This is a genomic window from Neobacillus rhizosphaerae, assembly GCF_050477885.1.
GTDB classification, from domain to species: domain Bacteria; phylum Bacillota; class Bacilli; order Bacillales; family Cytobacillaceae; genus Neobacillus; species Neobacillus rhizosphaerae_A.
Genome location: NZ_JBCNAC010000117.1, coordinates 37,563 through 50,944 on the forward strand (window position 1 = coordinate 37,563; position 13,382 = coordinate 50,944).

Consider the following 13,382-nt stretch of genomic DNA (forward strand, 5'->3'; position numbering starts at 1 on the left):
GAAGCCGAATTTTGCATTTTTCTTCATTTTTTATATCATTTTTTTCACCCTACAATTTGTCATTGTTTTTATGACTTGACTAGAATTTAAGATTTAGTTTATTCTAATAATTCATGCTTCCCAAATTGTATGGAGAGGTGGCGAAAGAATCGAATGAGTGCCAAAGATCAAGTGACTGTCCGTGACCATAAAGATTATCAAGCAGAAGTAGAGCGCCTTGAGTTTACAAAGGAATACATACGAACTGTTTTAGACATTTCGAAAGGGAATAAAGAATTTTTCGTTGAAAATATGAAACAATCTTTTGCCGAGCTTAACTCTGGTGATAGTAGTTCGAGTTACACGGATCTCCTTGCGAATGCCAGTTTTCTTGAATTAGCTGAAAGTGAACTGAAAAGGTTAGAAAGCGTAATTGGAAAGCCTTATTTTTCAAGGATTGACTTTAGGAGTCACTCTACGAATAAGGAAGAAGTTTTATACATAGGTAAAGTATCCTTGTTTGACCGGGTGACTCAGCAGCCCATTATTGTGGATTGGAGATCCCCGATTGCCAATGTCTACTATGACGGACGGCTAGGAGAAGTGTCCTATGAAGCATATGGTGAGGAACAATCAGGTTACCTCTCCTTAAAGAGGCAATATGACATCGTCGAGGGATTATTAAAAGACATAAGAGACATCGATTTAACCACCCACGATGAGCTTCTGCAGAAATCTTTGTCTGGAAAAGCAGACAATCGCTTAACAGAAATCGTGGCGACGATACAAAATGAGCAAAATGAAGTGATCCGGGCATCTCTGAAGCACCCGATTATCGTTCAAGGGGCCGCCGGAAGCGGGAAAACAACCATCGCACTCCATAGAATATCCTACTTTCTCTATTCCTTTGGATTTCAATTTCCTCCTGAAAAATTAATGATTCTCGCACCAAACCGACTGTTCATTGACTATATATCAGCTGTCTTACCTGAACTAGGGGTCAACAAGATCAATCAAACCACTTATATTGATTTTATGAGAAGCTGCCTAGGGCAGAAAATAAAACTATTTTCCCCAAACTCTAAGCTGATGAAACTCCTTGAAAATAAAGGACCAAATAAGTCGATCCAATGGGTTTCTAGTTATAAGGGTTCACTGGAATTTAAGGAAGTAATCGAGCTATATGTAAAAGAATTGCAATATAAGCTTGCCCCACAAGAAGATTTTGTCGTGGAAAATTCCGTTCTGATGAAGGGGCTTAAACTAAAAAATCTTTTTCTAAAAGAATATACGTACTTACCAATCTATAAAAGGGTTGGAAAGATAAAGAACCTATTAGAAGAGGATTTGAAAAAAAAGAAATTGCTGATGTTATCGAATCTTAATAAAAAATATGAAGAGGCACTAGAGAAAGCACTTTATAACACAAAGCTGAGTCCAGAAAAAAGAAAACAAAAAGTTGTTTCATTAATGGAAAAGAAGGAAAAAAGACAAAAGAGGGTGGAGCAGGAGGCAAAGGTCGCAGTAAAAAAATATATGGATGCGTTTGTCATGAAAGATATTTTCTCCTTGTATAAGGAACTAATGTCTTCTCCTGAAAAGATTAAAGAGCATTCCACTACTCTTACAGATCAAGAATGTAGGGTTCTAAGTAAATATTGTCAGCGAATCTTTAATCGAGGAGCCTACGAGCTCGAAGATTTAGCACCGTTGTTTTTTATGAAGGCAAAACTGGAAGGAATCGATGAAAAATATAAGATGCGGAGTATTTTCATTGATGAAGCGCAGGATTACAGCTATTTTCAATTTGCTGCATTAAAAGAGGGTTTTGAAACGGATTTGTTCACCATCGTTGGAGATTTAGCACAAGGCATTCATTCCTATCGCGGCTTAAATAGCTGGAAAACCGTATTGGAAGAAATCTTCCCTAATGCGAATTATCAAGCCTTACAAAAAAGCTACCGGACAACCGTTGAAATTATGAATCTGGCAAACGATATCCTGATGCTAATTGACCAAGACCTGCCAAAGGTAGTACCAGTTATTCGACATGGTGACAAACCACGCTTTCAAAGGATTGATCCTGCGAATCTAGAGCAGGTGAGGCTGAAGCTAGAACAAGATATATCGTCTTTTAAAAAGGAAGAACTGCACTCCATTGCGATTATTGGACGTACGGATAAAGAATGTAAAAGAATCCACCAGCTTTTTGAAGATAGTGATCTACCGATTCAGTTGTTGGAGGAAAAAGAAGAAATGAAGAAGGGACATATTGTGATTTTACCTTCTTATTTATCAAAAGGGTTGGAGTTTGATGCTGTTTTGCTCGTCTGCTTGGAGGAACCGTATTCCGAGGAAGATCTGGACATCAAATTGTTGTACGTTTCGATGACTAGGCCGATGCATCGGTTGTATTTATATGGGAAAGAGCCGGCAGACTTTTTATTAAATAGAACGGACTCTCTGCATTTCGAACTTTAATGGTAGGCAAGTAACATAGTTATGTAAGGATATTAATGGAACGTCCAAATGTGGAAAAAGTGCCGCTTCAATTTTGAAGCGGCACTTTCTATAATCCATCCAGCAAAAGTAATTTTCAATACGAACATGTCCCAAATAGTGAAAGTAGAAATGCCGTGTTTCTTATTCAACGGAGCTGTTCTCTTTCTTACTCTTATGGTTAACTATTAAAAAAATGTGTATAATAATAGTAAATTTCATAGATATTAGGAGCTGCTAAGATGAAATATTACCCTACACCAATTGATACGTCGAAAATAGAATTAAGTTCTGAAATTCAGGAACTTACTGAAGTACTAGCTGAAAATACACATGATTTATGGGCTCAGCAAAGAATCAAGGAAGGCTGGAAATATGGGACTAATAGAGATGATATTCAAAAGACACATCCTGGGTTAAGACCATATAACCAATTAACAGAAACTGAAAAAGAATACGATCGAATTACAGCAATGAATACGTTAAAAGCTATGATGGCATTAGGATACAAAATAGAAAAGAAAGAGAATTAATGCATGAAACGCAATAAAAAATTATTATTAGCATTTAGTTGTTTAACCATATTAGGATTAATCCCTTGCTATTATCCACTGTTTAATAGTTACATAAATAAGCTAGTTACTCTTGTTTTTTTACTTTCTGGAATAGTTGGACTTGGAAATATATTGCTAGGAATATTAAAACCAACATTCAAAAATAAATCTCAAATTATTCTATTTTTGATGTCAATCATTTGTGGTTTTATAGGATATTCAATAGCTTTAGAGCCGAATAACTACCTAAACATTCTCTATTATACTGCTAAGCTATTTACCATTAGTGTAGAACCAATCGGTTCACCTAAGAATCAAATAGGATATCAATATTCACTTTGGATTGAGTTAGCAAGATGGTCCGCCGTTTTATTTATTACCTCAGCAGTGCTCTCTAAATTATATAATGTTACATCAGATTCATTCGGGCGAATAAAGATTGTTATCTATAGAATGCTATTAAATAAACGGCATGTAGTCATTAGTGGTATAAATGAAGCTTCTGTGTTATTAGCAAAGGATTTGAGACGTAAAGAGGAATTAGTGGTGATTATTACGAGTCAAGTTGATCATCCCCAAATCCCTTCACTCCGCGAAAATGGCGTCACTTTTGTATTTGGTGAAGCGCTAGAAACATCTGTTTTAAAAAAGGCGAATGTGTTGGAATCGTCCCACTTAATACTTATGGATCACAATGAAGCAAAGAACATTGATGTTTTTATGAAAGTAAAGTCACTTATTAAACAGGAAAATAAAATCAAGAAACATAAGGTAAACTGTTTTTTACATATTAAAGATGATACATTTCATTCCATATTTGAAGAAATTGAGAACGAGATTATTGAGCTGGACGTACTAAGGCAGAGCTTGGATTTTCATTTGTTTAATCTTAACAAGCTTAAAGCAAAAATTTTATTTGAAGACCATCCGCTATATGAAAGCGGTAAAGTCAATATTAAAAGCAAGAATGAAAATGATGTTGCCCATCTATTAATAGTCGGCTTTGGGAATACAGGACAACAAGTTCTTTTACAGGCAGCAAGGTTAGGTCATTTTATCAATCGACAAAAACTCCATGTTACCATTGTGGACAAGAATGGAGAGGCAAGAAGAAGTTCATTTCTTCGTCGGTATAAATTCATAGAAAAAGTGTGCAAAATCAACTTTATTACAATGGATATTGATAGTGAAGAATTTAAAAAAGAAATGTTTGAAGTGAATGAGAAAGAGATTACGTATATCGTTATCTGTTTAGAATCTGACCACTTAGATTTCATCAGTAGTATGTTCCTACATGAAGAATATAAAGACATTCCAATTTTACTGGAGGTAAGAGATGATATTAAACTGGCAAATTGGATTCATATCAACTCTAAGAAATTTCAAAACCTCTATTGTTTCGGTGATTTACGGGAGATTGTGAGTAAGGAAGTTATTATTGATGAAAAACTTGATAATCTAGCAAAGGCAATCAATGACTTCTACTGTCAGGAAAATAGTAACGGGTTTGAATGGGATCAGTTAACCACATTTTTGAAAGATTCCAACCGTTCACAAGCCGATCATATTAATACGAAACTTAGAACACTCGGACTTGAAATGAAAGAAAAGAGTCAAGTTTTAGGGGATGATCTCATTTTAAATGAAACTAAATATCTCCAGATTTGTCGTCCTTATTTAGAAGATTTGGCGATTGCTGAACATAATCGTTGGTGTGCGTTTCATTATCTCAAGGGGTGGAACACGAAAATGACCGATTTATCGGTTGGAAGCCATCGTGACGAACACAATAAATTACATGCTGGACTTGTTGAGTGGGAAAGACTTGTTGAATTGTCTAGTGCAGACAAAGATTACCAGGATAATAACAGGGACACAATAAGAAATATTTATAAAATATTAGATAATAATGGCTATGTCATTTGTGCCAAAGAATAATTTATTTGCCAAATGGAAGCAGGAAAAAAATAAAAAATAAACAGCTAAGTTCTATTTGTTTAGAACTTAAGCTGTTTATTTTTGTTAGGAGAGAAAAGTGCTAAGATATTAAGTTGAAAATATTAGTAAAATCTCTTTCTGTTTTTTGAAATTCTGGATGAGAAGGCCCTAATAGTGATTGCCTGCGTCTAAATGCATGATCCAGCTGTTCTTTTCTCTCTAAAGATTGATCCAAAATAAACTGAATTTTTGCCAATTCATATTCACATGCTGATATAAAATCCTCATGGGAGGGAAGGGTAGCTTTACATTGATGAATCGCTTGAAGTAATAAATCTACTGCTTCTTCAAAACGGTTTGTAGTTGCATAGACAATTGCTAAATTCTTGACTATATGAATTTGATAGGCAATTTCAGTTTTCTCTTGTCTTAATAAACTTTCGTTAGCTTCGATTAATAATAGCTCTGCCTGCTCAACTTCACCCATTTTATAAAGTGTTTCTGCAACATAGTTCAGAATAAAAGCCGTATATGGATGCTTTCTTCCGAGAGTCGTTGTGTAATTATCTAATGTCTGATTAATCAGATCATAGGCTTCATTAAACTTTTCTTCCTGTAATCTAAGTTTAGCTAATGTTCCAATACTTTTAGCGGCCCGGTGATGATTTTCGCCTAGAACCGTCTTAAATGTATGGATCGCTTCCAAAACCAGTTTTTCCGCTTCTTGATACTTGCCTAACCAAATATTGGTCTGTGCTAAGCTATCTTTGGTGATGGCTGTTTCAGGGTGTTCCTCCCCAAATAGCTTGCGCTGCATAATATAGGCATCGTTTAAGTTTTGAAACGCCTCTTCATACAACCCGTAATACATTAATTCACGACCAAGTAAATATTTAGAAGCTGCCAGCTCTGGGGTAGGATAATCATATAATTCCTCTTGGATTTCAATGGCCAGCTTGACTTTTTCTTCACTTCTTTTGTAATTTCCACTTTGACTTAGAACATCTGAGAGTTGAAAAGCTGCTCTAGCCGTTTGAATCGTATTTTTTCCGAGTTTTTCGAACGTTAAGGAAAAAACCTTTTCTGCAAACTCAACTGCTTGATCAAGCTGGAGAGTCATCATTAGTGCATATAATAAGTTTTTACTTAATTCACTAGTAAGTGGATCCTCTACAACAAATAGGGACTCAAATTGGCGAAGAAATGGCTGATTTAATGATACAGCTTCATTGTATTTCCCCATTTTAATAAATAAAGATGTAATTCTATTTATATGCTGTAGGTGTAGAGTGTCTAGATCATCCTTTATTTCTAGACTTGCAACATAGCTTTCTACAGGATCATACTTTTTAGAAAGGATTGACCAATATTGCAATATTTCATATTCCTTATTAGCTTGAATATGACTGATAAACTCTTTATCCGTCAGGCACTTTTTCAGTCCATCGTAATCTTCTGATTTTAAATAGTGGTATGGTAATTCCTCTAGCACTCTTTGGCTCATCTTTTCGTTTCTAAAATAGGAAGCTAGGATTTTATGATAGAAAGAGCTATCCGATACCTGATTAACATATCTATTTTCCACAGCTTTTCTAAAGTAATCATGAAAGAAATCCAATACACCATCTTTATTCATAAAGTGATAGTCTAATACTAATAAGATTCTAGACAGGTTCAAACGGGTTAAGTGTTTCCCATTATCAATTGAGATTATTTCATTTTCAGATAGACCCCTGCGAGATGTGAAAATATACATCATCAATGACTGGATCATTTCTTTTCCATAATCATTTTCTAATCGTTCCAATACAATCTGAAAAAGTTCATCTGTAGAACTTACACTTAAGTAATGGTCAATTCTTTCGTTAATCTTTTCAAAGTTTCCAAAGATTCTTAGTTCATCTAGTATCGTTTTAAGGAAAATTGGGATGGAGCACTTTTCATCCTTAATAATTTTATTAAGCTGTTTACTAGTGAGTTTTTTTCCATACATATTTAAATAAGAGGTGATTAATTTCTCTTTTTCCATGTCTGTTAATGGATGCAAATTCAACTTCTCCCAATCTTCATAGGAGCCTTTACTTTTATCAGGAATGGTACTAACAATTAGCTTAACATGTGATGGTAATCGATCAGGTAACCAACTTAATCCTTTTTCATTCGATTCCAATTGATTTACAGCATCAATCATTAAAATAATCTGCTCACCCTTGGAATACAACAGCCAAGTAGACAATTTGCTCTTTAACTCTTCTAAGGTATCAGGAATTGATTCGTGAATATTGTATCGTTGTTTAAGCTCTACGAAGATACGTTTCATAATATCCGTTGCCCAATAACCAGATGAAACAGCTCCAACATAATGGGTAAAAATAAATAGATTATCAGATTGATTGCCCAAGCGATGAGCCCAATTGGCAATTAACGCACTTTTTCCCGTGCCTGATTCACCTGTAATTAAAAGCTTAGAGGATTTAGATTGTAAAAAATAATCAAGCTCACGATAGTATGATTCATTGTCAATATAGATAATTCTTCTTGTATGAGCAAAAACATTATGAAGTCGTCTCTCTTGCTCTACAGCAGAAACGACTTGATTGAGATTTGGATATTCCCGATCAAGCATTTTGACAAAATGATCAATCACCGCATTACTTAGTTCTTGAACATTTGTAATTCCAGCTTTATATGGGTAGCCTGACACTTTGATTTTATTAATCAGCTGTTCCAGCTTGGAACTTGCCAGGTTGGTATCGTTCATCTCTTTAATATAGAAGGATGCTTCGCTCTTCTGTGCCTTTTGAAGTGCATACATAAATTCCATCTCAGTAATGGACATTTCTTCATTAACATATTCTTTTATGTATTCAGTATACTTTTCTAGCAGTAATGGGTCTTTTTTTACATCTGCATCTGTTGGGATCCATCCATATCGGTCGCCTATTATACCTATAAAATAAGGTCTGCATTTGTCAATTTCTTCAAAACAGATACGGATGACTTGGCCGTTCTCTGCTTCTTCCTCAGGAATACCCCAACGCAGGTCTACGTCGACTAAAGTAAGCCCTCTTTCCAAACAGATTCTACGAAGTTCAGGAAATGTATTTTTACTCAAATAGTCCCGTTCTCTTTGTAAATCTTGAAAGGTGGAAGAGATAAACAGCCTAATTTCATTCTCATTATTCACACCAAATTCACCTCAATAAAGAATCTATCTATAAGACATTTTACCCTAGTTTATGTGGATGTGCACGCTTTAATGAGCTAAAGGTGAAGCCAGTTTTTCTTATATTCACTGTTTTAAACAAAGAATGGAATACCGAAAAAATTCGTAAAATGTTCACAAATTGATGAATCCATGTTACTATAAAAAAGGTTTATAGAGTATGGAACGTTCATTGATGCAAGTTAATATATATTGACTGTACATCCTGTTCTTCCATTGTGTCTATAGCGGGATGGATTGCTAGTATAAAAATGCTTAGTTATCAGCCCACTGTAAAACGGTACATGCATTCGCATGGGGACCGATTTATGGTGGGCTTTTTTGCGTTTTCTCACAAAATGCAGTAGGCAAAGAGACCAGCAATTGTCCCATTGTATAAACAAAGGTTTTTTATATTTAACTAATTGGAGGAAAAAATATGGCGTTTCATAGTTCGCAGCGTATTGCGGAATTAGCAGTGGATGCAGGTGCGAAAAAGGCATCAATGCGTGCTGAACATGCACTATTATTAGGATTTTTAGGTGGAGCATTTATTGCACTTGGATTTTTATTAGATATTCGAGTTATTGCTAATCTACCGAAAGAATGGGGGACCTTCAGCTCTCTATTAGGAGGAGCGGTTTTCCCTGTAGGTCTCATGTTAATCATTATTGCAGGTGGAGAATTGTTAACTGGGAATATGATGGCTCTTCCGATTGCCGTCCTGGCAAAACGCGCTACCCTCGGACAACTAGCGAGAAATTGGTTATTAGTATTAGTAAGCAACTTTATTGGGGCCATCTTCGTCGCTTATTTCTTTGGTCATATCCTTGGATTAACGGAAACGGGGCCCTTCCTAACCAAAACCGTTGCCATCGCACAAGCTAAAATGGACGAAACCTTTATACAAAGCGTGATTTCCGCAGTCGGCTGTAATTGGCTTGTATGTTTAGGCGTTTGGCTTGCGTATGGGGCAGATGATATCGGTGGAAAAATACTTGCTATTTGGTTCCCAATTATGGGATTTGTAGCGATTGGTTTCCAGCACGTGGTAGCCAACATGTTTGTCATCCCAGCTGCGATCTTCGCAGGGCACTTTACATGGACAGATTATGTAGGGAACTTTGTCCCTGTTGTCATTGGAAATGCGATTGGCGGCGGTGTTTTTGTAGCCTTCATCTATTGGATGGTTCATAAGGATTCCCTTCAATCACAAGCTAAAACAAAATCTAGTATCAAGAAAGCTAGTTAAAAACTTTTAATTTTAACAGTTTGATAGATTTCTCTGTTTTTTTACCTAAGGAGGACTTAAAGTGAACGAAAAAGTGAATGTTCTTATCAACGGAACAGCACATGAAGTGGAAAAAGGAACACGTATTTTAGATTATTTACTAAAACAGGAAATGGAACATCCTCACATCTGCTATTCAGAAGTTCTTGGACCGGTCCAGAGCTGTGATACGTGTATGTGTGAAGTAAACGGTAGCATTATGCGTGCCTGTTCCACTGTGGTCGAGGACGGCATGGACATTTTGACTTCTTCTGAGCTTGCAAAAGAAGCCCAAGAGGAAGCCATGGACCGTATTCTTGAAAACCATCTATTATATTGCACCGTATGTGACAATAACAATGGAAATTGTCGTGTACATAATACCGCAGAAATGATGGGAGTAGAACATCAAACACGCCCACATCGCTCGAAGGGCTATGAAGTAGACATGTCTCACCCATTTTATCGCTATGATCCGGATCAATGTATTTTGTGCGGCCGCTGTGTGGAAACCTGTCAGGATCTTCAAGTGAATGAAACCTTAACCATCAACTGGGAAACTGGTCAGCCCCGTGTCTTATGGGACGGCGGGAAAAGCATTAACGAATCATCCTGTGTCTCCTGCGGTCAATGTGTGACTGTTTGTCCATGTAACGCATTAATGGAAAAATCAATGCTTGGAAATGCAGGATTTATGACAGGTATTTCCGATGACTTGCTTACCCCTATGATTGACATCGTTAAGGCAGTAGAGCCTGATTATCAAACCATCATGGCCGTGTCGGAAGTAGAAGCAGCCATGCGTGAAGAGCGAATCGAGAAAACAAAAACCGTTTGTACGTTCTGTGGAGTAGGTTGTTCCTTTGAAGTATGGACAAAAGACCGTGAAATTCTTAAAATTGAACCATCTGAAAATGCTCCAGTAAACAGTGTTTCCACCTGTGTAAAAGGGAAATTTGGATGGGATTTTGTCAATTCACAAGAACGAATTACTTCTCCATTAATTCGTAAAGGGGATGTTTTTGTAGAAGCAAGCTGGGATGAGGCACTTACTCTCGTTGCAGAGAAGCTAGGCGGGATTAAAGAAACGTATGGCAGCGATGCGATAGGTTTTATTTCTTCATCTAAAATTACGAACGAGGAAAACTACCTCATTCAAAAAATGGCTCGTCAAGTGTTTGGAACGAATAATGTGGACAACTGTTCTCGTTATTGCCAGTCACCTGCTTCATGGGGATTACAGCAAACTGGAGGCATCGGCGGCGACTCTGGAACGATTCAGGATATTGCGGGTGCAGGGCTTGTCATGCTCGTAGGTTGTGCACCTGCTGAAGGACATCCTGTTCTTGCCACTCGTATTAAGCGTGCACAAAAACTTCATGGGCAAAAATTAATTACCGTGGACGTGCGCAGACATGAAATGGGTGACCGTGCAGACCTGTTTGTTCGTCCAAAACAAGGAACGGACTATGTATGGCTTTCCGCCATTACGAAGTATATCATTGACCAAGGTTGGCACGATGTGAAATTTATCACAGATCATGTCAATCACTATGATGAATTTTTGAAAATGATGGATCCTTATAGTTTGGAAGAGGCCGAGAAGATTACGGGGATTGCGAGTGAAACATTAATCCAGATGGCTGAAATGATTCGTGATGCGGATGGAACCGTGATTTGTTGGGGAATGGGAGTCACTCAAAATATCGCGGGATCACACACATCTGTTGCGATTGCGAACCTACTTCTTGCAACAGGCAACATGATGCGTCCGAACGCTGGTGCCTATCCATTACGTGGACATAACAATGTGCAAGGTGCAGCTGACATGGGAACCATGCCAAATATCTTCCCTGGCTATCAATCAGTAACTAATGTAGAAATCCGTGAAAAATTTGAGAAGGCGTATGGTGTGAGTATCTCTCCAAATCCTGGTCTTGATAATATTGAAATGCTTGGAGCTGTTGATAAAGGCGAGATGAAGGCAATGTACATCGCAGGTGAGGATATGGCATGGGTCGATGCGGATTCCAATCATACACAAGCGATGCTTGCGAAGTTAGATTTCCTTGTCGTACAAGAGATTTTCTTAACAACAACCGCCCAATTTGCTGATGTTATTTTACCAGGCGCTCCTTCTCTTGAAAAAGATGGAACGTTCACCAATACCGAGCGTCGTGTACAGCGCTTGTATCAGGCATTGCAGCCACTAGGTGATAGTAAACCGGACTGGTGGATTCTTACACAGCTCGCGAAAAAGATGGGCTTTGATTGGAATTATACCCATCCAAGTGAGATTTTTGCCGAAATGGCAAGCTTAACCCCATTCTTCAGCCAGTGTAACTATGAGGTTCTTGAAGGATGGAACAGCTTCCACTGGGGTTCTCTTGATGGATCAAACACACCGTTGCTTTTCCAAGACGGCTTTAATTTCCCTGATAAAAAAGCTCGATTCGGCTTGTTCGATTATGTGCCGCCTATGGAGTTCCCGCAGGAATTCGATCTCGCGTTGGATAATGGACGTCTGTTGGAGCACTTCCATGAAGGAAACTTAACTCAGAAATCAGAAGGACTGAACTACAAATTCCCGAAAGTGTTCGTAGAGGTATCACCGGAGCTTGCGAAGGAACGTGGTGTCAAGGACGGCTCACTTGTACGTCTTGTATCACCGTACGGAGCGATTAGACTACCGGTTCTTGTAACTGATCGTGTGGAAGGAAAAACGGTTTATGTGCCAATGCATTCGTCAAGCCACGAGAGTGCGGTAAACCTTCTAACTGGTGGCGCAGTAGATGTCGTGACACATACACCAGCCTACAAACAAACGAAAGTACGGATGGAAGTCCTTGAACTGAATGGTGAAAATCCACTTCCAAGGTATAATCCACGTAATGCCACTCGTACACCGCAAATGGGTCTTGAAATCTACCGCAAGTGGGAACGCGGTGATTACACACCGATTGCAGATGTAAACGAGCATATTAACCCTGGTTTCTACGACAGGAGGAATGCGTAATGGCACAACCGATTAAAGTCATTCAAAAGACAGAACTGACAGAAGAACAAAAAAAAATGCAATCCCTGGAGAATCTTCTCTCTGGGGTTGCGGAAAATAAAGATTCGCTTCTTGAGACATTGAATCTACTCCAGGAATTGCATGATAGCGGGATCTTGGACGCTTTTGGTAGTCTGCTAAAAGCAAAAGAAAAAGCAGCAAAAATTGCAGTTGGCCAGTTTACACGCCAGCCGGTCACAAACATGATCAATAATGCGATGGCGGCGGGTGGTATTTTGACAGAGCTGGACCCGGAAACAACAAGTAAGCTTGCCAAAAGCTTGATGGCTGGATTGAAAAAAGCTGAACAGGGATTAAAAGAGGATTCGAAGATAGGAATCTTTGATTTAATGAAGGCCTTAAAGGATCCTGATATTAATCGTGTTTTAGGCTTTGGATTTAACCTGTTAAAAGGCATGGGTGAGGGATTAAAAGAGTAAAACTTAAACCCATTCGTTGAAGTCATGAATGGGTTTCTCTTTTAGAATCAAACTAAATGTATGGATAGGGAGGGACAAACCTTGCCAAAGAATCTGGAGCATCAATTTAGTATGCTTGTGCGTGAAATTAGAAAAGAATATGTCGGCAATGGTCCGAAGGAAATCACCACCAAATTTATCGGTTCTTGGGCGGTCAGTGAAATGAAAGGGAACCTGACAAATGTAGAGAAATTTATGATTACTTCAGAACAGGGCGAACAGATGGTCCATGAAACGAGAACGCGATTTGTGAAGGAAATCTATAAAAAGTCAGAGGTTCTTTTACGGTTTGAAAATTTAATGGGGGCAAAAGTAATACGGTTATTTTCTGATATTAATATAAAAGAAGATATTGCTATGACTGTATTTGTTTTTGACCATCCGATTGAGGGAAAGTAACTAG

Annotated in this window: 8 protein-coding genes; 7 read left to right on the forward strand and 1 reads right to left on the reverse strand. The window is 37.8% G+C overall.

Annotated elements, in window-relative coordinates; all coding sequences use genetic code 11:
* The first annotated feature begins 153 nt into the window (after nt 1-153).
* The 3 genes from helD (at nt 154) to ABES03_RS16100 (ending at nt 4,970) form a co-directional block, all read left to right on the forward strand.
* Nucleotides 154-2,460, forward strand: a complete 2,307-nt coding sequence (gene helD / locus ABES03_RS16090; RefSeq protein WP_430118476.1) for an RNA polymerase recycling motor HelD — start codon at nt 154-156, stop codon at nt 2,458-2,460.
* A gap of 260 nt (nt 2,461-2,720) precedes the next feature.
* Nucleotides 2,721-3,011, forward strand: a complete 291-nt coding sequence (locus ABES03_RS16095) for a RyR domain-containing protein (RefSeq protein ID WP_430118478.1) — start codon at nt 2,721-2,723, stop codon at nt 3,009-3,011.
* A 3-nt stretch (nt 3,012-3,014) separates the two neighbouring features.
* Nucleotides 3,015-4,970, forward strand: coding sequence for an NAD-binding protein (locus ABES03_RS16100; protein ID WP_430118480.1), 1,956 nt, complete (start codon nt 3,015-3,017; stop codon nt 4,968-4,970).
* A gap of 100 nt (nt 4,971-5,070) precedes the next feature.
* Here the strand turns inward: ABES03_RS16100 and ABES03_RS16105 are convergent, their stop codons facing one another.
* On the reverse strand, nt 5,071-8,157 hold the full coding sequence (locus tag ABES03_RS16105; protein WP_430118482.1) for a tetratricopeptide repeat protein: 3,087 nt from the start codon (nt 8,155-8,157) through the stop codon (nt 5,071-5,073).
* A 457-nt stretch (nt 8,158-8,614) separates the two neighbouring features.
* Here ABES03_RS16105 and ABES03_RS16110 point away from each other — a divergent pair, with 457 nt between their 5' ends.
* From ABES03_RS16110 to ABES03_RS16125, 4 genes are all read left to right on the forward strand, one after another.
* Nucleotides 8,615-9,427 carry a formate/nitrite transporter family protein gene (locus tag ABES03_RS16110; protein ID WP_430118483.1) on the forward strand — a complete coding sequence of 271 codons (813 nt, stop codon included), beginning with the start codon at nt 8,615-8,617 and terminating at the stop codon, nt 9,425-9,427.
* A gap of 61 nt (nt 9,428-9,488) precedes the next feature.
* Nucleotides 9,489-12,461 (forward strand): formate dehydrogenase subunit alpha, encoded by a 2,973-nt coding sequence (gene fdhF / locus ABES03_RS16115; protein WP_430118485.1) that lies wholly within the window; start codon nt 9,489-9,491, stop codon nt 12,459-12,461.
* Entirely contained in the window at nt 12,461-12,940 is a 480-nt protein-coding gene (locus ABES03_RS16120; protein ID WP_430118487.1) for a DUF1641 domain-containing protein, read from the forward strand. Before fdhF ends, ABES03_RS16120 begins: the two co-directional genes overlap by 1 nt.
* 81 nt (nt 12,941-13,021) lie before the next feature.
* Nucleotides 13,022-13,378 (forward strand): DUF2294 domain-containing protein, encoded by a 357-nt coding sequence (locus ABES03_RS16125; RefSeq protein WP_430118489.1) that lies wholly within the window; start codon nt 13,022-13,024, stop codon nt 13,376-13,378.
* The last annotated feature ends 4 nt before the right edge of the window (nt 13,379-13,382 follow it).

What these genes read in the sequence shown, in the direction of transcription:
- ABES03_RS16095 (WP_430118478.1), top strand. Translation starts at nt 2,721, where the DNA reads ATGAAATATTACCCTACACCAATTGATACGTCGAAAATAGAATTAAGT.
- ABES03_RS16110 (WP_430118483.1), top strand. Translation starts at nt 8,615, where the DNA reads ATGGCGTTTCATAGTTCGCAGCGTATTGCGGAATTAGCAGTGGATGCA.
- ABES03_RS16100 (WP_430118480.1), top strand. Translation starts at nt 3,015, where the DNA reads ATGAAACGCAATAAAAAATTATTATTAGCATTTAGTTGTTTAACCATA.
- ABES03_RS16120 (WP_430118487.1), top strand. Translation starts at nt 12,461, where the DNA reads ATGGCACAACCGATTAAAGTCATTCAAAAGACAGAACTGACAGAAGAA.
- helD (WP_430118476.1), top strand. Translation starts at nt 154, where the DNA reads ATGAGTGCCAAAGATCAAGTGACTGTCCGTGACCATAAAGATTATCAA.